The organism is Streptomyces sp. NPDC048353 (assembly GCF_055587165.1).
In genome coordinates this window covers 915,339-936,975 of record NZ_JBVJGU010000002.1, presented here as the reverse complement: position 1 = coordinate 936,975, position 21,637 = coordinate 915,339, and the positions used below count along the sequence as shown (strand labels likewise).

At 71.6% G+C, this 21,637-nt stretch carries 21 protein-coding genes and 1 riboswitch; of the genes, 11 read left to right on the top strand and 10 right to left on the bottom strand.

Annotation, left to right across the window (positions count from 1 at the left end; genetic code table 11):
• Window positions 1–169: 169 nt before the first annotated feature.
• From ACZ6RC_RS09665 to ACZ6RC_RS09645, 5 genes are all read left to right on the top strand, one after another.
• Window positions 170–934 (top strand): GntR family transcriptional regulator, encoded by a 765-nt coding sequence (locus ACZ6RC_RS09665; protein ID WP_046907340.1) that lies wholly within the window; start codon window positions 170–172, stop codon window positions 932–934.
• Between the two features lie 132 nt (window positions 935–1,066).
• Window positions 1,067–1,318, top strand: a complete 252-nt coding sequence (locus ACZ6RC_RS09660; RefSeq protein WP_391139298.1) for a DUF3311 domain-containing protein — start codon at window positions 1,067–1,069, stop codon at window positions 1,316–1,318.
• The gene (gene mctP / locus ACZ6RC_RS09655; protein ID WP_391139299.1) at window positions 1,315–2,940 is read left to right on the top strand and encodes a monocarboxylate uptake permease MctP; all 1,626 of its coding nucleotides are present in this window, start codon (window positions 1,315–1,317) and stop codon (window positions 2,938–2,940) included. Before ACZ6RC_RS09660 ends, mctP begins: the two co-directional genes overlap by 4 nt.
• 95 nt (window positions 2,941–3,035) lie before the next feature.
• Window positions 3,036–3,158, top strand: a riboswitch (cobalamin riboswitch).
• 134 nt (window positions 3,159–3,292) lie between these two features.
• Window positions 3,293–5,662 (top strand): ribonucleoside-diphosphate reductase subunit alpha, encoded by a 2,370-nt coding sequence (locus ACZ6RC_RS09650; protein WP_469580448.1) that lies wholly within the window; start codon window positions 3,293–3,295, stop codon window positions 5,660–5,662.
• Window positions 5,662–6,678, top strand: coding sequence for a ribonucleotide-diphosphate reductase subunit beta (locus ACZ6RC_RS09645; RefSeq protein ID WP_391139301.1), 1,017 nt, complete (start codon window positions 5,662–5,664; stop codon window positions 6,676–6,678). Before ACZ6RC_RS09650 ends, ACZ6RC_RS09645 begins: the two co-directional genes overlap by 1 nt.
• A 68-nt stretch (window positions 6,679–6,746) precedes the next feature.
• On the opposite strand, the gene def is transcribed toward ACZ6RC_RS09645, so the two are convergent.
• The 8 genes from def to ACZ6RC_RS09605 all read right to left on the bottom strand — a co-directional run bounded on the left by def (window position 6,747) and on the right by ACZ6RC_RS09605 (window position 14,275).
• Window positions 6,747–7,376 (bottom strand): peptide deformylase, encoded by a 630-nt coding sequence (gene def / locus ACZ6RC_RS09640; RefSeq protein ID WP_453613640.1) that lies wholly within the window; start codon window positions 7,374–7,376, stop codon window positions 6,747–6,749.
• 67 nt (window positions 7,377–7,443) lie between these two features.
• Window positions 7,444–8,424: a tetratricopeptide repeat protein gene (locus tag ACZ6RC_RS09635; RefSeq protein ID WP_391139303.1), complete on the bottom strand. Its 981-nt coding sequence runs from the start codon at window positions 8,422–8,424 to the stop codon at window positions 7,444–7,446.
• A 79-nt stretch (window positions 8,425–8,503) separates the two neighbouring features.
• Entirely contained in the window at window positions 8,504–9,751 is a 1,248-nt protein-coding gene (locus ACZ6RC_RS09630; RefSeq protein ID WP_391139304.1) for an HD-GYP domain-containing protein, read from the bottom strand.
• A complete protein-coding gene (locus tag ACZ6RC_RS09625) occupies window positions 9,748–11,280 on the bottom strand; it encodes an HD-GYP domain-containing protein (protein WP_469580443.1) in 1,533 nt (510 codons plus the stop codon). The genes ACZ6RC_RS09630 and ACZ6RC_RS09625 overlap by 4 nt, the downstream gene beginning before the upstream one ends.
• A gap of 202 nt (window positions 11,281–11,482) precedes the next feature.
• Entirely contained in the window at window positions 11,483–11,809 is a 327-nt protein-coding gene (rsrA, locus tag ACZ6RC_RS09620) for a mycothiol system anti-sigma-R factor (RefSeq protein ID WP_453613635.1), read from the bottom strand.
• Window positions 11,806–12,459 carry a sigma-70 family RNA polymerase sigma factor gene (locus ACZ6RC_RS09615; RefSeq protein WP_391139673.1) on the bottom strand — a complete coding sequence of 218 codons (654 nt, stop codon included), beginning with the start codon at window positions 12,457–12,459 and terminating at the stop codon, window positions 11,806–11,808. Before ACZ6RC_RS09615 ends, rsrA begins: the two co-directional genes overlap by 4 nt.
• 252 nt (window positions 12,460–12,711) lie before the next feature.
• Window positions 12,712–13,344 (bottom strand): alpha/beta hydrolase family protein, encoded by a 633-nt coding sequence (locus tag ACZ6RC_RS09610; protein ID WP_453613632.1) that lies wholly within the window; start codon window positions 13,342–13,344, stop codon window positions 12,712–12,714.
• Window positions 13,345–13,459: 115 nt separating this feature from the next.
• Complete coding sequence (locus ACZ6RC_RS09605) at window positions 13,460–14,275, bottom strand: SOS response-associated peptidase (protein WP_453613631.1); 816 nt, start codon at window positions 14,273–14,275, stop codon at window positions 13,460–13,462.
• A gap of 124 nt (window positions 14,276–14,399) precedes the next feature.
• On the opposite strand from ACZ6RC_RS09605, the gene ACZ6RC_RS09600 reads away from it, so the two are divergent.
• From ACZ6RC_RS09600 to ACZ6RC_RS09585, 4 genes are all read left to right on the top strand, one after another.
• Complete coding sequence (locus tag ACZ6RC_RS09600; RefSeq protein WP_391139308.1) at window positions 14,400–15,086, top strand: M50 family metallopeptidase; 687 nt, start codon at window positions 14,400–14,402, stop codon at window positions 15,084–15,086.
• 29 nt (window positions 15,087–15,115) lie between these two features.
• A complete protein-coding gene (gene aroA, locus ACZ6RC_RS09595) occupies window positions 15,116–16,444 on the top strand; it encodes a 3-phosphoshikimate 1-carboxyvinyltransferase (protein ID WP_391139309.1) in 1,329 nt (442 codons plus the stop codon).
• Window positions 16,445–16,447: 3 nt separating this feature from the next.
• Entirely contained in the window at window positions 16,448–17,461 is a 1,014-nt protein-coding gene (gene rsgA / locus ACZ6RC_RS09590) for a ribosome small subunit-dependent GTPase A (protein WP_391139310.1), read from the top strand.
• Between the two features lie 92 nt (window positions 17,462–17,553).
• Window positions 17,554–17,877 carry a DMT family transporter gene (locus ACZ6RC_RS09585; protein ID WP_391139311.1) on the top strand — a complete coding sequence of 108 codons (324 nt, stop codon included), beginning with the start codon at window positions 17,554–17,556 and terminating at the stop codon, window positions 17,875–17,877.
• On the opposite strand, the gene ACZ6RC_RS09580 is transcribed toward ACZ6RC_RS09585, so the two are convergent.
• Window positions 17,843–18,490: a TetR/AcrR family transcriptional regulator gene (locus ACZ6RC_RS09580; protein ID WP_469580436.1), complete on the bottom strand. Its 648-nt coding sequence runs from the start codon at window positions 18,488–18,490 to the stop codon at window positions 17,843–17,845. The genes ACZ6RC_RS09585 and ACZ6RC_RS09580 overlap by 35 nt on opposite strands.
• Window positions 18,491–18,596: 106 nt before the next feature.
• On the opposite strand from ACZ6RC_RS09580, the gene hisN reads away from it, so the two are divergent.
• The gene (gene hisN / locus ACZ6RC_RS09575) at window positions 18,597–19,397 is read left to right on the top strand and encodes a histidinol-phosphatase (protein WP_391139313.1); all 801 of its coding nucleotides are present in this window, start codon (window positions 18,597–18,599) and stop codon (window positions 19,395–19,397) included.
• A gap of 206 nt (window positions 19,398–19,603) precedes the next feature.
• Complete coding sequence (locus ACZ6RC_RS09570; RefSeq protein WP_391139314.1) at window positions 19,604–20,005, top strand: CBS domain-containing protein; 402 nt, start codon at window positions 19,604–19,606, stop codon at window positions 20,003–20,005.
• Window positions 20,006–20,118: 113 nt separating this feature from the next.
• Here ACZ6RC_RS09570 and ACZ6RC_RS09565 read toward each other — a convergent pair whose 3' ends face one another.
• The gene (locus ACZ6RC_RS09565) at window positions 20,119–21,588 is read right to left on the bottom strand and encodes a catalase (protein WP_391139315.1); all 1,470 of its coding nucleotides are present in this window, start codon (window positions 21,586–21,588) and stop codon (window positions 20,119–20,121) included.
• Window positions 21,589–21,637 lie beyond the last annotated feature (49 nt).

Here is a 21,637-nt window from a genome sequence, read left to right as displayed (position 1 = left end):
GCCTAGACCTTTAGGGGTGTCAAGGGTGTATAAGAAGGGCAGTCGGGTCCGTTATCGGACCGACACCTGAGGGAGGGCGACGACCCGTGACCGGTCCGTGCCACCATGTGAGCCGCGACAGACGGAGGAGCCGGTGACGGCAGCAGCACAGGAGTCGGGAAGGCAGGCCATGGCCACGGACGCGGGCAGCACGGAGACGGAGGGCGGGGCCGCCACCCGCACCGCGCGCGTGCCCAAGTACTACCGACTGAAGCGGCATTTGCTCGACATGACGGAGACCCTGCCGCCCGGCACGCCGGTCCCGCCGGAGCGCACCCTCGCCGCCGAGTTCGACACCTCGCGCACCACCGTGCGCCAGGCCCTGCAGGAGCTGGTCGTCGAGGGCCGCCTCGAACGCATCCAGGGCAAGGGCACCTTCGTGGCCAAGCCCAAGGTCTCGCAGGCGCTGCAACTGACCTCCTACACCGAGGACATGCGGGCCCAGGGCCTGGAGCCCACCTCCCAGCTGCTCGACATCGGGTACGTCACCGCCGACGACACCCTGGCCGGACTGCTCGACATCTCCGCGGGCGGCCGGGTGCTGCGCATCGAGCGGCTGCGCCTGGCGAGCGGCGAGCCGATGGCGATCGAGACCACCCACCTCTCGGCCAAGCGCTTCCCGGCGCTGCGCCGTTCGCTGGTGAAGTACACCTCGCTCTACACCGCGCTGGCCGAGGTGTACGACGTACACCTCGCCGAGGCCGAGGAGACGATCGAGACCTCCCTGGCCACTCCGCGCGAGGCCGGGCTGCTCGGGACGGACGTGGGCCTGCCGATGCTGATGCTCTCCCGTCACTCCCTGGACGCCCAGGGGGAGCCGGTCGAGTGGGTGCGCTCGGTCTACCGCGGCGACCGGTACAAGTTCGTCGCCAGGCTGCAGCGCCCCAACGGCTGAGCCGCCGCCCGCCATTCCCCGACAAAAAACCCCAGCCGCGTCCGATATTCGGACGGGGGTTCCATACGGCGTACCCGTCCCCTAGATTTCCTGCCCATTACACAGGTGATCAGCGAGGGGACGGTTCGCCGTATGCCGGAAACACAGCAAAGACAACCAACCGTCACACCCGTGCGAGTGGTGGTGGCGCTCTGCCTGTTCGCGCCGTTCGTGGCGATGCTCTGGGTGAGCTCGTACGCGAAGGTCGAACCGACCTTCATCGGCATCCCGTTCTTCTACTGGTACCAGATGGCCTGGGTCGTCATCTCGACCGTGCTGACCATGATCGCGTACCAGCTGTGGCAGCGTGACCAGCGCTCCCGCAAGGGAGGTGGGTCGAAGTGAAGGACGGCGTGAACGGCGTCGCACTCGCCGTCTTCATCTTCTTCTTCCTGGCCGTCACGGTCATGGGCTTCCTCGCCTCGCGCTGGCGCAGGGCCGAGAACGAGCACAGCCTCGACGAGTGGGGCCTGGGCGGCCGCTCGTTCGGCACCTGGGTGACCTGGTTCCTGCTGGGCGGCGACCTCTACACCGCCTACACCTTCGTCGCCGTCCCGGCGGCGATCTACGCGGCAGGCGCGGCCGGCTTCTTCGCCGTGCCGTACACCATCCTGGTCTACCCGCTGATCTTCACCTTCCTGCCGCGCCTGTGGTCCGTCTCGCACAAGCACGGCTACGTCACCACCTCGGACTTCGTCCGCGGCCGGTTCGGCTCCAAGGGCCTGTCGCTGGCGGTCGCGCTGACCGGCATCCTCGCCACCATGCCGTACATCGCGCTCCAGCTCGTCGGCATCCAGGCCGTCCTAGACGTGATGGGCGTGGGCGGCGGCGAGACCACCCACTGGTTCATCAAGGACCTGCCGCTGCTGATCGCGTTCGGCGTCCTCGCGGCGTACACGTACTCCTCGGGTCTGCGCGCCCCGGCGCTCATCGCCTTCGTCAAGGACACCCTGATCTACATCGTCATCGCGGTGGCGATCATCTACATCCCGATCAAGCTCGGCGGCTTCGACGAGATCTTCGCCAAGGCCGGCGAGGCCTACGCGACGGTCAACCCGGCGACCGACAAGCCGCGCGGCGCGCTGGTGCCGGGCGAGATGGGCCAGTGGGGCTATGCCACGCTGGCGCTCGGGTCGGCGCTCGCGCTCTTCATGTACCCGCACTCGATCACGGCGACGCTCTCCTCGCGCAGCCGTGACGTCATCCGCCGCAACACCACGATCCTGCCGCTCTACTCCCTGATGCTGGGTCTGCTGGCGCTGCTCGGCTTCATGGCGATCGCGGCCGGGGTCAAGGTCAGCAACGGCCAGCTCGCCATCCCGCAGCTGTTCGAGAACATGTTCCCCGACTGGTTCGCGGGCGTGGCCTTCGCCGCGATCGGCATCGGCGCGCTGGTGCCGGCGGCGATCATGTCGATCGCCGCGGCCAACCTCTTCACCCGCAACATCTACAAGGACTTCCTGAAGCCGGACGCCACGCCGGAGCAGGAGACCAAGGTGTCCAAGCTGGTGTCCCTGCTGGTGAAGGTCGGCGCGCTGGCCTTCGTCCTCACCATGGACAAGACCGTCGCCATCAATTTCCAGCTCCTCGGCGGCATCTGGATCCTGCAGACCCTGCCGGCGCTGGTCGGCGGCCTGTTCACCCGCTGGTTCCACCGCTGGGCGCTGCTCGCCGGCTGGGCCGTCGGCATGGTGTACGGCACGGCGGCGGCGTACGGCGTGGCCAGCCCGACCCAGAAGCACTTCGGCGGCTCGTCCGCCGAGATCCCGGGCATCGGCGAGATCGGCTACATCGGTCTCACCGCCTTCGTGCTCAACGTCGTCGTCACCGTCGTCCTCACCTTCGTCCTGAGGGCGGTCAAGGCGCCGGACGGCATCGACGAGACCTCTCCGTCGGACTACACCGCGGACGCGGGCGACCCGGGGGTCGAGACCGAGCTTCCCAAGCTCGGCGCGAACACGCACTGACCGCTCGCTCCGGGGCGGAGGGGCTGAAAGGCGGACGCACCGGAGGAGGAGCGACACAACATGTGGGGGGTGCCGCAAGCGGCGCCCCCCACATGTATGCTCATCTCGCTGTCGCCGCAGGGGAATCCGGTGGAAATCCGGAACTGTCCCGCAACGGTGTGTTGGTGTGCTTTTGCGCTCACGCGAGTCCGAAGACCTGCCGACAGTGCGCCCGGTCCGTCCGTTCCGGGTGCCAGAGTCGTCCGGGCCTCGCGGAGTGGGCCGGTGGACACGGCGCGCGCCCGCGTGAAGGGGTGCCCCCTGCCGTCCGCCTCCCGCCGCCGCCCCCGGGCCGAGCGAGGGAGAGCCCCACGTGACCATCGCGCCAGCCGATCCGGCCACGGCGATCGAGAGCGACGGACCCGGCACCATGCTGCTGCGGACCCTGACCGACCTCACCGCCGATCTCCCCGACACCGACCCGGGCAAGGTCGCCGCCGCCGCGCTGCGCGGCCGCAACGCCTCCTCCGACGAGGCGGAGCTGCGGGAGCTGGCCACCGAGGCGGCCGCCGGTCTGATCGCCGAGGACCCGGCCTACTCGCGGCTCGCGGCCCGCCTGCTGACGATCACCATCGCCGACGAGGCCGCCGGCCAGGGCGCGATCACCTTCTCCTCCTCGGTGGCCGTCGGCCACCACGAGGGTCTGATCGCCGACCGCACGGCCGCGTTCGTCCGGCAGCACGCCGCCCGGCTGGACACGCTGATCGACTCCGCCGCGGACGACCGCTTCGGCTATTTCGGCCTGCGCACGCTCTTCTCCCGCTACCTCCTGCGCCACCCGATCACCCGCAAGGTGATCGAGACCCCGCAGCACTTCATGCTCCGGGTGGCCTGCGGCCTCGCCGAGGACGACAGCGCCCGCGCGCTCGACGAGGTGGCGGCGCTCTACGGGCTGATGAGCCGGCTCGACTACCTCCCCTCCTCCCCCACGCTCTTCAACTCCGGCACCCGCCACCCGCAGATGTCGTCCTGCTATCTGCTGGACTCGCCGAAGGACGAGCTGGACTCCATCTACGACCGGTACCACCAGGTCGCCCGGCTCTCCAAGCACGCCGGCGGCATCGGCCTGTCGTACTCCCGCATCCGAGCCCGCGGCTCGCTGATCCGCGGTACCAACGGGCACTCCAACGGCATCGTGCCGTTCCTCAAGACGCTGGACGCCTCCGTCGCCGCCGTGAACCAGGGCGGGCGGCGCAAGGGCGCGGCCGCCGTCTACCTGGAGACCTGGCACGCGGACATCGAGGAGTTCCTGGAGCTGCGCGACAACACCGGTGAGGACCAGCGGCGTACGCACAACCTCAACCTGGCGCACTGGATCCCGGACGAGTTCATGCGGCGGGTCAACGCCGACGCCCCGTGGTCGCTGTTCTCCCCCGCCGACGTGCCCGAGCTGGTCGACCTGTGGGGCGAGGAGTTCGACACCGCCTACCGCGCCGCCGAGGCCAAGGGGCTGGCCCGCAAGACCATGCCGGCGCGCGAGCTGTACGGCCGGATGATGCGGACCCTGGCGCAGACCGGCAACGGCTGGATGACCTTCAAGGACGCCTCGAACCGGACCGCCAACCAGACGGCGGAGCCCGGCCACACGGTGCACTCCTCCAATCTCTGCACGGAGATCCTGGAGGTCACGGACGACGGCGAGACCGCGGTCTGCAACCTGGGCTCGGTCAACCTCGGCGCCTTCGTCGACCTGTCGACCGGCGACATCGACTGGGAGCGGCTGGACGCGACCGTCCGTACGGCCGTCACATTCCTCGACCGGGTCGTCGACATCAACTTCTACCCGACCGAGCAGGCCGGGCGCTCCAACTCCCGCTGGCGGCCCGTCGGCCTGGGCGCGATGGGCCTCCAGGACGTCTTCTTCCAGCTGAAGCTGCCCTTCGACTCGCCCGAGGCCCGCGCGCTGTCGACGCGGATCGCCGAGCGGATCATGCTCGCGGCGTACGAGGCCTCCACCGACCTCGCCGAGCGCAACGGCCCGCTCCCGGCCTGGGAGAAGACCCGCGCCGCCCGGGGCGTCCTGCACCCCGACCACTACGACGTGGCGCTGACCTGGCCCGAGCGCTGGGCCGCGCTGCGCGAGCGGATCGCGGCGGTCGGCATGCGCAACAGCCTCCTCCTCGCCATCGCGCCGACGGCGACGATCGCGTCGATCGCGGGCGTGTACGAGTGCATCGAGCCGCAGGTCTCCAACCTCTTCAAGCGGGAGACGCTCTCCGGGGAGTTCCTCCAGGTCAACTCCTACCTCGTGGACGAGCTGAAGCGGCTCGGCGTGTGGGACGCGCAGACCCGTGAGGCGCTGCGCGAGGCCAACGGCTCGGTCGCCGACTTCGGCTGGGTGCCGGCCGAGGTGCGCGAGCTGTACCGCACGGCGTGGGAGATCCCGCAGCGCGGCCTGATCGACATGGCGGCGGCCCGCACCCCGTTCCTGGACCAGTCGCAGTCCCTGAACCTGTTCCTGGAGACGCCGACGATCGGCAAGCTGTCGTCGATGTACGCGTACGCCTGGAAGCAGGGGCTGAAGACGACGTACTACCTGCGCTCCCGCCCGGCGACCCGGATCGCCCGCGCGGCCCGCGCCGCGACGCCCACCGCCGCCCCCATCCCCGTCCAGCAGGCCGCCGACCCCGACGCGGTCGCCTGCTCCCTGGAAAACCCCGAGTCCTGCGAGGCCTGCCAGTGATGAGCTCCCACGACCAGAAGAACCTCCTCGACCCGGGCTTCGAGCTGACGCTGCGTCCCATGCGCTACCCGGACTTCTACGAGCGCTACCGGGACGCGATCAAGAACACCTGGACAGTGGAGGAGGTCGACCTCCACTCCGACGTCGCCGACCTCGCCAAGCTGACGCCGGGCGAGCAGCACATGATCGGCCGGCTGGTGGCGTTCTTCGCGACCGGTGACTCGATCGTCGCCAACAACCTCGTGCTGACGCTGTACAAGCACATCAACTCGCCCGAGGCTCGGCTGTACCTCTCGCGCCAGCTGTTCGAGGAGGCCGTGCACGTCCAGTTCTATCTGACGCTGCTCGACACCTACCTCCCCGACCCGGACGACCGCGCCGCCGCGTTCGACGCCGTCGAGAACATCCCCTCCATCCGCGAGAAGGCGCAGTTCTGCTTCCGGTGGATGGACTCGGTCGAGAAGATGGACCGGCTGGAGACCCAGGCGGACCGCCGGCGGTTCCTGCTCAACCTGATCTGCTTCGCCGCCTGCATCGAGGGCCTGTTCTTCTACGGCGCCTTCGCCTACGTGTACTGGTTCCGGTCCCGCGGTCTGCTGCACGGTCTGGCCACCGGCACCAACTGGGTCTTCCGTGACGAGACGATGCACATGAACTTCGCCTTCGAGGTCGTGGACACCGTCCGCAAGGAGGAGCCGGAGCTGTTCGACGACGCCCTGCGTCAGCAGGTCACCGACATGCTGAAGGAGGCCGTGGAGGCGGAGCTGCAGTTCGGCCGCGACCTGTGCGGCGAGGGGCTGCCGGGCATGAACACCGAGTCGATGCGCGAGTACCTCCAGTGCGTCGCCGACCAGCGCCTCCAGCGCCTGGGCTTCGCCCCGGTCTACGGCTCCGAGAACCCGTTCGCGTTCATGGAGCTCCAGGGCGTCCAGGAGCTGACCAACTTCTTCGAGCGCCGCCCGTCCGCCTACCAGGTGGCGGTGGAGGGCTCGGTGGACCTCGACGAGGACTTCTAGTCCTCCGTACGCGACGAAGGGCCCCGCTCCGGGGGGAGCGGGGCCCTTCGTCGTACGCGGGTACGGGATCAGTCGTTCGGGACCGTCTCGTAGCGCGGGGTGCCCTCGGCCATCTGGCGCAGGGCGTCCTTGCGGTCGCGCTTGGAGAGGCGGTCGATGTAGAGGTAGCCGTACAGGTGGTCCGTCTCGTGCTGGAGGCAGCGCGCGAAGTAGCCCGTGCCGCGGACCTTGATGGGGTTCCCCTGGGGGTCCTGCCCGCGCACCACGGCGTAGTCGGGGCGGGCCAGTTCGGCGTAGGCGGTGGGCACGGACAGGCAGCCCTCGTTGGACTCGTCCAGGACCCGCAGCTCGGCCGGGATCTCCTCCAGGACGGGGTTGCAGACGACGCCGACGTGGCGGACGCCCTCGTCGTCCATGCAGTCGTAGACGAAGACCTTGAGGTCCACGCCGATCTGGTTGGCCGCCAGGCCCACGCCCTCGGCGGTCTTCTGGCTGGCGAACATGTCGTCGATCAGCGTCGCGAGGCCGTCGTCGAACTCGGTGACGTCCTTGCACTCGCGGTGGAGCACGGGATTGCCGACGACCGTGATCGGACGCGACGTGCCCCGCTCGCGGTGGGCGAGCTCGCGCGCCTCGCAGTCCTCCGTGTCCACGACGAAGCCGTCGTTGATCTGCTCGTCCGTCTCCTGCTGCGCCATGTCCGGCCGCGCCTTCCTGAAAACCCGATTCCGTCGGAGGACAGCCTACGGGCCCGCGGGGACGGACTCAGCAGACCTCTTCGAGATCCCGCCACTCACGGCTGTCGGGGCTGTCCGCCACCCAGCCGTCGAGGAGCCCGCGGACCAGACCGACGGGAGCGGCGATGCCGCACTCGCGTTCGGGCACCCAGAGCTCTCCGGGCGAGCGGTGTCCCAGCGGGCCGGGGTGGCCCGGTTCGCTGTGGTCGTGGGGGTCGAGGTGCTCGCCCTCGCCCTCGGCGCTGGGCATCGTCGACTCGGAGCAGGAGCGGCAGAGCAGCCGGACCGACGAGGACCAGTCCTCGGCGGCGAATCCGGCGTCGGCGGCGAGCCGCTCCAGGGCGTCCCGGTCCTCCTCGGTCGCGGCCTCCAGGAGGACCACCCAGGTCGGCACCGGCGACGGCGCCCACAGCTCGATCTCGTCGAAGACGGGATAGGAGGGGCCGGCGGTGGTGGTCCGCTCGCCGTTGGGCACGCCGTCGTGGAGGACGACCTCGCCCCAGCGGCGGCCGGAGGACGGCAGCGGGATGGAGAGCACCTCGATGCGGGCCGGGTCGAGCCGGCGGCCCCAGACGACCTCCGCCTCGCCCTCCGGGGAGAGCCGCACGGCCGCGCTGCCCAGCTCCATTCCGGCGGGCTCGCCGGTCCCGGCGGAGGCGCCGGGCACCTTCAGTCCGTAGGCCTGCCAGGCCCGGCGGGCCAGCGGCCAGTCCTGGAGCGCGGTGGCGGCGATGCCGACGTTCCACCAGTCCGGGGCGCCGGTCTCCTTGTCGAGCAGCGCGACGGCGCGCAGCCCGGCGGCCCGGGCCTGCTCCCAGTCGTGCCGGAACTTGTGCAGCAGCGCCAGGTTGAACCAGGACTCCGAGAGCCAGGGCTCCAGATCCGCCGCGCGCGTGAGCAGCGCGCCCGCGTCCTCGTACCGGCCGTCACCGATCAGCGTGAACGCGCGGTCGGTGGCCTGCCGCCACGAGGCGGAGGGCCGATGCCGTACCTTCCCGAAGATCCTCACGATTCCCGCCTGCCGGTCGTTTCACCCTCTTGTTCGCATCCAACCATGCCCGGTTGGACGCGCGCTCATTACCCATGGGTTACCCAGGAGGGACGGGGGCGACGCCGCCGCGTCCCAGGACTCTGGCCAGGGACTCCACGACCTCGGGGTGGAAGTCGCGCGCGGTCCCCAGCCGCAGCCGCTCCAAAGCGCTCAGGGCACCTCCGACGCCTTCCCGCGCCCAGTCGTCGTACGCGTTGACGGTGCGGACGATCCGGGCGGGCAGCGGCTGCTCCCCGTACGGGTCGGCCTGCCGCTCCACCACCACGGCGACGGCGGGCGGGACCCCGGTCTGGCGTACGACGGCTCCGCCGAGCAGCGCTATCCGGCGCTGCTCCTCGGCCGGCAGGGGGGCGGTGGCCCCGTCGGGGACGGGGTCTACGAGGGAGAGCTGGCCGATGTCGTGCATCAGGGCCGCGTACTCCAGAACGGTCAGGTCGGGCCCGGACAGGCCCAGCTCGCGCCCGACGGCCGTGCTGAGGGCGGCGACCCGGCGGGCGTGGCCGGGCGGGGTGTAGCCGGCGATCTCGGTGGCGCGGGCGAGGGAGGCGATCGTCTGTCCGTTGGTGGTGCGGACTGCGGTGTAGCGCCGGAAGGAGACCTGGGCGAGCAGCAGCGGGACGCAGAAGACGGGCAGCGCCCAGAGGCCGGTGGCGGCCACGCCGAGGGCCATGACGCAGCCGGTGGCGCCGACGGCGGAGCCGATGCCGATGAGGGCGCGCAGCTCGTCGCGGAGCAGGGGGCCGTAGGGGTGGCCCGTACGGGCGCGGAGCATCAGGGCGGCGAGGACGGCGTCGCAGAGGGCGGTGAGGAGGAGGAGCACGAGCAGGAGGAGGGCGTAGGAGGGGCCCTGGCCGATCCGGTGGGCGATCTCGCCGCTGTTGTAGAGGGGCTGGAAGCAGAGGGCGGCGAAGCCGACGGTGAGGATCCGCCGGGCGAGGTGGTCGAGGTCGGGTCCGGCGCCGCGGGCCACGTGCGGCACGATGCCGAGGAGTCCGCCGGCGACGGCGACGGCGATGATCTGCGGGACCCCGTGGGTGGTGGGGACGCCGCCGCTCTCGCCGAGGAGGGCGTACGCGAGCGCTCCGGCGGCGGCGAGCGGGGCGGGCTCCCGTTCGCCGGGCAGGGCGCCCCAGCGGGCCAGCTCGCCGAGGGCGATGAGGACACCGAAGGCGAGGGCGTTGCCCGGTTCGGCGACGCCGTACCAGAGGGTGGCGGCGAGGGATCCGGCGGTGAGCAGGAGCGCCGCGCCGTAGAGCGCCCCGACGGTGACGGCGCCGCCTCTCACGCGCTGCCCCGGCGGCGGGGCGGGGCGGGCTCGGACCCGGCCGTCCGGCCGGCGGCCGGTCCGGCCTGGGGTCGCGGCGGCGGGAGGCCGGGCCCGGTGCGCGGCTCGTCGGCTGCGGGCGCGGTGGGCCGCCGGCCGGCCTGGCGGCCCGTACGCGGCTGGTCGGTCCCACGGCCCGGGCGCGGTTCCCCGGCTTCGGGGGTTCCGGATGCCTGGCGCGGCTCCTCGTCGGCGGTGACGGCCGTCTGCCAGCCGTGCCGGTCGAGGGCGCGCACCAGCGCCCGTACCATCCGCGGGTCGAAGTGGGTGCCGGCGCACCGCTCCAGCTCCGCCAACGCCGTCCCCACTGGCCGGGCGCGGCTGTAGGAGCGGGTCGACGTCATGGCGTCGAAGGCGTCGGCGACGGCGACCACCCGGGCGAACTCCGGGATCTGTTCCCCCTTGAGCCCGTAGGGGTAGCCGCTGCCGTCCATGCGTTCGTGGTGGTGGAGGATCGCCGTCCGTGCCTCGCCGAGGAAGCCGATGCCCCGGACGATCTCGTGGCCGTACTCCGGGTGCAGCTCGATGACCCGCCGCTCGGGCGGGGTCAGGGGCCCGTCCTTGCGCAGCACGCGGGTGGGCACGCCGAGCTTGCCGACGTCGTGGAGGATCCCGGCGAACCGCAGGAGCTCCAGCCGTTCCTCCGTCATGTCCAGCTCACGGGCGATCAGCACCGAGGCGCGGCCGACCCGTTCGCTGTGGCCGCGGGTGTACCGGTCCTTGATGTCGACGGCCTGGACGAGGGCGCGGATGGTGGCCTGGTGGGCGGCGCGTTCGCGGTGGTACTGGGCGAAGACCCAGCAGGAGATGTACATGGGCAGCAGGACGAAGAGGGCGGCGACGGGTCCGTACGAGCTGCGCCACAGCACCGCCATCATCAGCCCCGCGAGCCCGTGGACCGCGTGCGGGGCGAGCGCGCGGCCGAAGAGCCCGCGCCAGGCGGTGCGCGGGGCGAGCCCTTCGGCCGTGGCCCGGATGCCGCCGTCCAGGGCGGTGAGGACCAGGCAGAAGGCGAGTGCGGCCGCGCCGGCCGGGAGCAGGACGTAGGGGAAGTCGGGGGTCCGCGGGCCGTCTCCGAGGGCCTCGTGGGGGCGCAGCAGCTCCGCGACGAGCGCGGCCGCGCCGACCGCGATCATCAGTTGGGCGGCCCGCCAGGCGCGGCGTACCACGACGGGCGGCTTGTCGATCCGGGCGAGGAGGGCGCCGGGCAGCGGGGTGAGCGCGGCGGCGGCGGGCGGCAGGAGCAGCGCGGCGGCCAGCAGGACGGCGAAGAAGGAGCCGGCGCCGAGCGGTCCGCCACCGGCTGCCCGGCCGAGGGGCCGGCAGCGGGCGGGCAGCTCGCAGACGGCGTAGAGGGCGGCGAGCAGCGCCACCGTGCCCCAGGGGGTGGCGGCGCCGGGGCGGAGCGCGGGGGCGCCGCACGCGGCGGCGCCGAGGAGGGCGCAGCAGACGTACGCGCGTGCCGCTCGCGGAATCACCATCACGCCCATCACCCTTGTCACGCTAGCGAGTCGGGCGCGCGGGAACGGCCGGCTGTCACCGATTCGCACCATCGGGTGATACAAGCTGATATACGCGGGAGGGCCACCGCGATCGCGTCGCGGTGGCCCTCCTCGTCGGCGTCTTCCGGCGGCCGGCCGCCCGGCGCCCGTCAGGCGCCCGGCTGCTCGGCGGCGGCTGCTCGCCCGGTGGCTACTCCTGGGCGGTGGCCTTCACGTCGCCCGTCTCGGTCACGTCCGTCACGTCCTGTTCGGGGACAAGTTGACCCGAACGGATGAGGTCGATGCGGCCCATCACCTTGGCCCGCAGGTCGCTGGGGACGTCGTCGCTGCCGCAGCAGCGCTTGACGAGCTTCTTCACCGCCTGCTCCAGGCCGTACTTCTCCAGGCACGGGGAGCACTCCTCGAAGTGCACCTCGAACTTGGTGCAGTCGCTGTCGGGCATCTCGTGGTCGAGGAACTCGTAGAGATGGTCCAGGACCTCTGAGCAGTCCGTCTCGTGCGGCTCTCCGCAGCTCATGAGCCCGAGCCTTTCAGATCGTTCGACTCTCCGGCGCCCGCGGGAACCAGCCCGCGGTCGCGGGCGTAGTCCTCGAGCATGCCGCGCAACTGGCGGCGGCCCCGGTGCAGCCGGGACATCACCGTACCGATGGGTGTACCCATGATGTCCGCGATCTCCTTGTACGCAAAGCCCTCGACGTCCGCGAGATAGACGGCGATGCGGAACTCCTCGGGGATCGCCTGGAGGGCTTCCTTCACGTCGGAGTCCGGCAGGTGGTCGAGGGCCTGGGACTCGGCGGAGCGCAGGCCGGTCGACATGTGCGACTCGGCGCGGGCGAGCTGCCAGTCCTCGATCTCCTCGGCGGCGCTGCGCTGGGGCTCGCGCTGCTTCTTGCGGTACGAGTTGATGAAGGTGTTGGTCAGGATGCGGTACAGCCAGGCCTTCAGGTTCGTACCCTCGCGGAACTGGTGGAACGAGCCGTACGCCTTGGCGTACGTCTCCTGCACCAGGTCCTCGGCGTCCGCGGGATTGCGCGTCATGCGCAGCGCGGCGGAGTACATCTGGTCGAGGTAACCGAGGGCGTCCCGCTCGAAGCGCGCGTTGCGCTCCGCGGTCGTCTCCTCGGGGCCGTCGTCGGTCCCTGTGTCGGTCCCAGTGACCGGACCCACCTCCTCCAGCGCGGTGGCGAGCCCGAGTGCGGACCCGCTCGTTTCGGAGGATAGACGAGGAACCGCTCCGCCCGCCGCCCGAATAGGGGCGATCTTGGCCGCGGGCAGGACCGTCCAGTCGAGGTCAGCGGCCTGCGGGCGCTGGGGGCAGATGGTCGAACCCATACGACGGACTCCCTCTTCCTTTGCTCTCTCACCGATGTCCGTCACAACCAAGGTCCCCCGCCCGGCATTCCCGCCGACGGCCCGGTGTCAGCGAAGTGACGTGACCCACGTGGCGACTTCGGCGGTGAGGAGCGCCAGGGCCTCGTCCTGGCCGAGGGGGGCGCGCTTGGGGAGGGCGAAGCCGTGGTCGCCGTGGGGGATCTCGACGAGCCGGTACTCCCCCCGGGGGAATTCCCCGGGCTTCCCGAAGGGATCGTTGCCGCCCTGGACGACGAGGGTGGGCAGACCGGTGCCGAGGAGTTCGTCGGCGCGCGTGCGCTCGGGCTTGCCGGGCGGGTGGAGCGGGAAGCTCAGGGCGAGCACGGCGGCCGCGCCGAGCTCTCCTCCAGTGCGGCAGGCGACCCGGGCCCCGGCGCTGCGGCCGCCGGCGATCACGGGGAGGCCGGGCCGGGCGAGCGCCGGCCAGAGACCGCGCCAGCCGGTGTCGAGGGTCTTCGGCGCGGGGGCGAGCTTCTTCCCGGCGACCCGCCAGGGCTGTTCGACGAGGGCGACGGTCACGCCGTGCTCGGGGAGGGCAGCGGCGAGGGCCACCAGGTCGCGGGCCTCGATCCCGCCGCCGGCGCCGTGGCTGACGGCGAGGACCGTCCAGGGCTTCTTTCCGGGGTGCCAGGTGATCCGCGCGTCCCCGGTCTCGGTCGATACGATCTCGCTCTTCGTCACGGGCCCATCCTGCCGTCCGGGGGTGCCGGGGCGCGGCAGCCGGGGGCGCCGAGCGCGGGCGGGGCGGGGCCTAGGAAGGCGGAGGCTCGGAAGGCGGGTTTCGGAGAGCGGGGTCTCAGAAGAGGGTGGCGAGCTCCGGACCGTCCAGCTCCGCGAGCAGGTCGGGTCCGTTGTTGCGGACGTTGCTGACGGCGGTGGCCACGGGATAGGCCCGCATCAGGCCCTCCTGCGGCGGGGCGAGGAGGGAGCGCAGCTCCTCCGGGTCGGTCGTGCGCGGGTCGAGCCAGGTGTCCCAGCGGTCCGGCGTCAGCATCAGGGGCATCCGGGGGTGGATGTCGGCCAGCGACCCTGGGCCCTCCGCCGGGGCGACCCCCAGGGGGCCCGTCTCGGCCTCGGTGGTGATGACCGAGCACGTCACCCACCACGCTGAGGGGTGGTCGTCGGGCAGGGTCCGGTCACGCCAGAACTCGTAGAGCCCGGCCATCGCGAAGACCGAGCCGTCCGCCGGGGTCACGAAGTACGGCTGCTTGCGCGGGCGCTTCTTCTTCCCATCGACCTCCAGCTCCCGCTCGCCCGAGCCGGTCACCCACTCGTAATAACCGTCGGCCGGCAGCAGGCAGCGCCGCGCGGAGAACGCCCGCTTGAACGACGGCTTCTCGTGGACGGTCTCCGCCCGGGCGTTGATCATCCGGGCCGCGCCCTCGGGCGTCTTCGACCAGGACGGGACGAGTCCCCACTTCAGTGCCCGCAGCTGGCGAACCGGCCGGGGCGATTCCGCGTCTTTCAAGGGACGCTCCAGAACGGCGTAGACCTCCTTCGTGGGGGCCACGTTCCAGTCGGGAGCGAGGGTCTCCTCGGGCTCCCACTTCTCGATTCCGAAGAGCCCGACGAGGTCCTCGGGCCGTCGGCTCGCCGCATACCGTCCGCACATACGTGCCACACTGCCACTCCCTCCCGTCTCCCGACCACCGCCTTCCGCATCCCGAACGCCCCCTCCCGGCGGCGGAGTCCCGCCCCGGCGGCCCGCCCCCCGACCCGAGGAGCACGTCCCGCACATGACCGAAGTCCTCGGCACCCAGTCGCCTCCGGAGCTGTGGCTGGTGATCGCCACCGCCGTGGCCGCCCTGGCCGCCGTCCTTCCCCGGGCGACCTGGCGCCTGTCGCGCAACGCGATCACCATCGCCCACGAGGGCGGCCACGGTCTGATCGCCCTCGCGACCGGCCGCCGGCTCCAGGCGATCCGGCTGCACTCCGACACCAGCGGCCTGACCGTCTCCCGCGGCCGGCCGCGCGGCATCGGGATGATCCTGACCGCGGCCGCCGGCTACACCGCCGCCCCGCTGCTGGGCCTCGGCGGGGCGTGGCTGCTCGCCGACCACCGGATCACGCTGCTGCTGTGGGTCGCCACCGGGCTGCTGCTGGCCCTGCTCGTGATGGTCCGCAACGCGTACGGGATCTTCACCGTCCTGCTGACGGGCGCTGCCTTCCTGCTGGTCTCCTGGCTGACCGGGCCGGACGTCCAGTCGGCGTTCGCGTACTCCGTCGTCTGGTTCCTGCTCCTCGGCGGGGTCCGTCCGGTCTTCGAACTCCAGCGCAAGCGCCGCCACGGAGGCGCCCCCGACTCCGACGCCGACCAGCTCTCCCGGCTCACCCACGCGCACGCGGCGATCTGGCTCTTCTTCTTCCACGCGGTCTCGCTCTGCTCCCTGATCGGCGGAGGCCGCTGGCTGCTGGGGCTGTAGCCGCCGCGTGCCGCACTAAAGTGAGGGGCATGACCGATACCTCCCCGCGCTCCGACCTGCACACCGACCTCTGGCCCGCGCCCTGTGCGAGCGGTGCCGTCGACGCGACCGTCACCGTGCCGGGATCGAAGTCGGTCACCAACCGCGGCCTGGTCCTCGCGGCGCTCGCCGCCGAGCCGGGCTGGCTGCGGCGGCCGCTGCGGTCCCGTGACACGCTGCTGATGGCCGAGGCCCTGCGCACGCTGGGCGTCCGCATCGAGGAGGGCGTCGGCCCGGACGGTACGGGCGAGGCCTGGCGGATCATCCCCGCCCCCCTGCGCGGCCCCGCGACCGTGGACGTCGGCAACGCCGGCACGGTCATGCGCTTCCTGCCGCCGGTCGCCGCCCTCGCCGACGGGCCGGTGCACTTCGACGGCGACGCCCGGTCGCACGAGCGGCCGCTGCACGGGGTGATCGACGCGCTGCGCGTGCTCGGCGCCCGGGTCGAGGACGACGGCCGGGGCGCGCTGCCCATGACCGTGCACGGCGGTGGCGCCCTGGACGGCGGGCCGGTGGAGATCGACGCCTCCTCGTCCTCGCAGTTCGTCAGCGCCCTGCTGCTCTCGGCGCCCCGCTTCAACCAGGGGGTGGAGGTGCGCCACACCGGCGCCAAGCTGCCCTCGCTCCCCCACATCCGGATGACCGTCGACATGCTGCGGCAGGTCGGCGCCCAGGTCGACGAACCGGAGACGGGCGGCGAGCCGAACGTCTGGCGGGTCTCCCCCTCCGCGCTGCTCGGCCGCGACCTGACGGTCGAGCCGGACCTCTCCAACGCCCAGCCGTTCCTGGCGGCGGCCCTGGTCACCGGCGGGCGGGTCACCGTCCCGGACTGGCCGGCCAGGACCACCCAGCCCGGTGACGCGCTGCGGGAGATCTTCACCGAGATGGGTGGCTCCTGCGAGCTGACCGAGGCCGGTCTGACCTTCACCGGCACCGGCCGGATCCACGGCATCGACGTCGACCTCGGCGAGGTCGGCGAACTGACCCCCGGCATCGCGGCGGTCGCCGCGCTCGCCGACTCGCCGTCCACGCTCCGCGGCGTCGCGCACCTGCGGCTCCACGAGACGGACCGGCTGGCGGCGCTCACCAAGGAGATCAACGAGCTGGGCGGCGACGTGACGGAGACCGAGGACGGTCTGGTCATCCGCCCGCGCCCGCTGCACGGCGGTGTCTTCCACACGTACCACGACCACCGCATGGCGACGGCGGGCGCGATCATCGGCCTCGCCGTCGAAGGCGTGGAGATCGAGAACGTGGCGACGACCGCCAAGACCTTGCCGGACTTCCCGAGGATGTGGACCGAAATGCTCGGGGCCTGAGCCATGCGGCGTTACGGCAAGAACACCGACGAGGACGACATCCGCCAGCGGCCCAACCGCAAGGGCAACCGTCCCCGCACGAACATCCGCCCGAAGCACGAGGACGCCGTCGAGGGCATGGTCCTCACCGTGGACCGGGGCCGGCTCACCTGCCTGGTGGACGACCGGGTCATTCTGGCCATGAAGGCCCGCGAGCTGGGCCGCAAGGCCGCGGTGGTCGGGGACCGGGTCTCCCTGGTGGGCGACCTGACGGGCGAGAAGGACACGCTGGCCCGGATCGTCCGGATCGGTGAGCGCAGCTCCGTGCTCCGCCGAACGGCCGACGACGACGATCCGTTCGAGCGGGTGGTGGTCGCCAACGCCGACCAGCTGGCGATCGTCACCGCGCTCGCCGACCCCGAGCCGCGCCCGCGACTGATCGACCGGTGCCTGGTCGCCGCGTACGACGGCGGGCTCACCCCGCTCCTCGTCCTGACCAAATCGGACCTGGCCAAGCCGGACGAGTTGCTGGAGATGTACGGCGCGCTGGGCGTGCCGTACATCGTGACCACCCGCGACGAGTTCGTCGACGGGGTCGCCGCGGAGCGGGTCCACGAGCACCTCAAGGGGCGGACCACCGCGTTCGTCGGGCACTCGGGGGTCGGGAAGACGACGCTGGTCAACGCCCTGGTCCCGGAGGACAGACGGCGCTCGACCGGCCATGTCAACGCCGTCACCGGCCGGGGCCGGCACACGACCACCTCGGCGCTGGCGCTCCCCCTGAACGACCCGTCCGGCGGCTGGGTGATCGACACCCCGGGCGTGCGCTCCTTCGGCCTGCACCACGTCGACCCCTCCCGGGTGATCCTCGCCTTCCCCGATCTCGTACCGGGCACGGAGAACTGTCCGCGGGCCTGCAGCCACGACGAACCGGACTGCGCGCTGGACGCGTGGGCGGCCGAGGGGCACGCCGATCCGGCCCGGCTGTACTCACTGAGACGGCTGCTCGCCACCCGGGAGCGACGCGAGGGTGACTGAGTCGCGCACGTTTGCGTTCGGTTGCCGCTGGTAAGTGCATAATCGCACCGAGTGGGACGAAGCAGTCACCGACGGCGTGGGAGGCACTGAGGATGGCGTGGCTGCTGGTGTTCATCGCCGGAATCCTGGAGACGGGGTTCGCGGTCTGCCTGAAGCTGTCGCACGGCTTCACCCGCCTCTGGCCGACCGTCGCCTTCGCGGTCTTCGCGCTGGCCAGTTTCGGACTGCTCACGCTCTCCCTGAAGAAGCTCGACGTCGGTCCGGCGTACGCCGTGTGGACGGGGATCGGCGCGACCGGCACCGCGATCTACGGCATGGTCTTCCTGGGGGACGTCGTCTCCGTCCTCAAGATCATCTCGATCACGCTGGTGATCTGCGGCGTCATCGGTCTCCAGCTCTCGGGTTCGACGCACTGAGCGACTGCCGCACCCGCATCCTCGCCAGCTCCTCGCGGACCAACCGCACCGGATCGGCCGGGTCCGGCGGCGCGACGACACACGACAGCGTCAGGCGCAGCACGATCTCGCACAGGCGCGACGCCTCCGCCTCGTCCTCGGTCCGGTGCGCCGCGAGCAGGGCGGCGGCGGCCAGGTCCCGGGCCTGGCCGAGCAGCTCGGCCGGCGACGGCGGGCCCGCGTCGGCGCGCCGCTGCACCGGGAGGCCGGCGGCGCGGGCGCGGGCGCGCGCCGGGCGGGGCGCGGGAAGCCGCTCGCTCCAGCAGCCGGTGAGGAGCGCGCGCAGCAGCGGACGGGCGCGGGCCACGCCGACGGTCCACTCCGCGACGGCGGCGAGGTTCCGCTCCGGCGCGGCCGGGGCGGAGAGCAGCCGCTCGACACCCCGGACGTACGCGTCGGCCTCGCGGCGCACCAGGGCCCGGGCCAGGCCCTCCTTGCTGCCGAACTCGTTGTAGAGCGTCTGCCGGGAGACGCCCGCGGCGGAGGCGACGTCGACCATCCGGACCGCGGACCAGGGCAGCCCCCCGAGCGCCGCGAGGGCGGCGTCGAGCAGGGCCTCACGGGCAGTAGGCATCGTCGCCTCCGGGCCAGAACGGTTCTGCGCTCAGGGTTGACGGGCGACCACGCACTGTCAAGGCCTGTCGTGGGCCCGTGTGTCTCCGGGGGATAGAGTTTCGACCATGGCCGATTACCACGATGATCTGCGTCTCGCCCATGTCCTCGCGGATGCCGCCGACGCGGCCACCATGGACCGCTTCAAGGCGCTCGACCTGAAGGTCGAGACCAAGCCGGACATGACGCCGGTGAGCGAGGCGGACAAGGCGGCCGAGGAGCTGATCCGCGGTCAGTTGCAGCGGGCCCGGCCGCGGGACGCGATCCTCGGCGAGGAGTACGGCGTGGAGGGCTCGGGCCCCCGCCGCTGGGTGATCGACCCGATCGACGGCACCAAGAACTACGTCCGGGGCGTGCCGGTCTGGGCGACGCTGATCTCCCTGATGGAGGCCGGGGACTCCGGTTTCCAGCCGGTGGTGGGCGTGGTCTCGGCCCCGGCGCTCGGCCGCCGCTGGTGGGCCGCGAAGGGCGCGGGCGCGTTCACCGGCCGCAGCCTGACCTCCGCCACCCGGATCCACGTCTCGAAGGTCGGCGAGCTGTCGGACGCGTCGTTCGCGTACTCCTCGCTGAGCGGTTGGGAGGAGCGCGGGCGGCTGGACGGTTTCCTGGACCTCACGCGCGCGTGCTGGCGGACACGGGCGTACGGCGACTTCTGGCCGTACATGATGGTCGCCGAAGGGGCCGTGGACCTCTGCGCGGAGCCGGAGCTGTCCCTGTGGGACATGGCGGCCACCGCGATCGTGGTGCAGGAGGCCGGGGGCACCTTCACCGGCCTGGATGGCCGGCACGGCCCGCACAGCGGGAACGCGGCGGCCTCGAACGGGCTGCTGCACGGCGAGCTGTTGAGCTATCTGAACCAGAAGGACTGAGTCCGGGCGGCTGCCGGGCCGTTGCCCGCGAACGCTCCGGGCCGTCATCCCGTCATGTGATCGCTTCGGGCGCCCCCCACGGGCGCCGTGCGCGCCCCCTTGTCGCGAAGGTCACCCGATGCAACTCTGAGAGTCCCCCCACTTGTGAACTTGTGAATCCGTTCTCGTTGAGGCGGGAACGATTCACCGAGGAGGTGGCTCCTTTCATGCTCGTCCGTGACGCCATGAGCACCGTGGTCCTGACCATCGGACCCGCGCACACCCTCCGGCAGGCGGCCCGACTGATGTCGGCCCGCCGCGTCGGTGCGGCCATCGTTCTGGACACCGACACCAGCGGCCTCGGCATTCTCACCGAGCGCGACATCCTCAACTCGATCGGCGCGGACCAGGATCCCGACCACGAGACCGCGGGCGCCCACACCACGAACAACGTCGTCTTCGCCGCACCCACCTGGACCCTGGAGGAGGCCGCGGAGGCCATGACGCACGGCGGCTTCCGCCACCTGGTGGTGCTCGACGGCGCCGGGCCGGTCGGCATCGTCTCGGTGCGCGACATCATCCGGTGCTGGATCCCGGCCCACCGGCGCACCCACTCGCTGACCGGCTGAGGCACCGCCGGTCGGCTCGGGCAGCCCGCCGGCCGGGACGCACAGCGCACGCGAAAGGGCCGGACTCCCCCTTACGGGGAGTCCGGCCCTTTCCCTACCTACGACAAGCGTCCTCAGCCGCGCAGGGCCTGGACAGCGGCCTCGAGCCGCTTGCCGAAGTCACCGTCCGCCTGACGGAAGTTGTTGATCGCGCGCTCGGCGATGTCGTCGCGCGACACCTTGGCGATGAAGCCCGCCAGGTTGTCGACGAGGCGGCCCTTCTCGTCCTCGGACATCAGGCGGTAGAGGTTGCCCGCCTGGACGAAGTCGTTGTCCTCGGAGTGGATCGGCGCCGCGTGGTCGCCGGTCACGCCCGTCACCGGCACCGACTGCCACAGCGGGCGGTCGATCTGGTGCGGGCCGCCGAAGGAGTTCGGCTCGTAGTTCTTCGCGCCCTTGTGGCGGCCGTCGTACAGGAAGCCGTCACGGGAGTTCGTCCGCGCCTCGGTGGCGTGCGGGCGGTTCACCGGCAGGTGGTCGGCGTTGATGCCGACGCGGTAGCGGTGGGCGTCGCCGTACGCGAAGAGACGGCCCTGGAGCATCTTGTCCGGGGAGGGGCCGATGCCCGGCACGAAGTGCGCGGGGCTGAAGATCGACTGCTCGACCTCGGCGAAGATGTTCTCCGGGTTGCGGTTGAGCTCCAGCTTGCCGATCTCGATCGGCGGGTAGTCGTCGTGCGGCCACACCTTGGTGAGGTCGAACGGGTTGAAGCGGTAGTTCTCCGCCTCGGCCGCGGGCATGATCTGCACCTGCACGGTCCAGGTCGGGAAGTCACCGCGCTCGATGGCCTCGCGCAGGTCGCGCTGGTGGCTGTCCGGGTCCACGCCGGAGAGGCGGACGGCCTCGTCGGTCGTGAGGTTCTTGATGCCCTGGTCGGTCTTGAAGTGGTACTTGACCCAGAAGACCTCGCCGGCCTCGTTGTTCCACTGGAACGTGTGCGAGCCGTAGCCGTTCATGTGGCGGTACGAGGCGGGGATGCCACGGTCGCCGAAGAGCCAGGTCACCTGGTGGGTCGACTCCGGGGAGAGGCCCCAGAAGTCCCAGACGTTGTCCGCCTCCTGCGAGCCCGTGTACGGGTCGCGCTTCTGGGTGTGGATGAAGTCGGGGAACTTGATGGCGTCCTTGATGAAGAACACCGGGGTGTTGTTGCCGACGAGGTCGTAGTTGCCCTCTTCGGTGTAGAACTTCAGCGCCCAGCCGCGCGGGTCGCGGACCGCGTCGGCCGCGCCGAGGTTGCCGGCGACGGTGGAGAAGCGCAGGAAGGTCTCGGTCTCCTTGCCGACCTCGGAGAGGAACTTGGCACGCGTCCACTGCGAGACGTCACGGGTGAGGGTGAAGGTGCCGTAGGCGCCCGCACCGCGCGCGTGGACCACGCGCTCCGGGATGCGCTCGCGGTTGAAGTGGGCGAGCTTCTCGAGGAGGAGCTGGTCCTGGACGAGGACGGGACCGCCGGCGCCCGCCGTCTCGCTGTTCTGGTTGTCGGCGACCGGAGCCCCGGCCTCCGTAGTGAGCGGTCCCTGCGTCACGTGCGCCTCCTGCGTCATTTACTGCGAGTCCTGTCCCTCGGCCGTCGGGCCCCCCGATCACACGCCC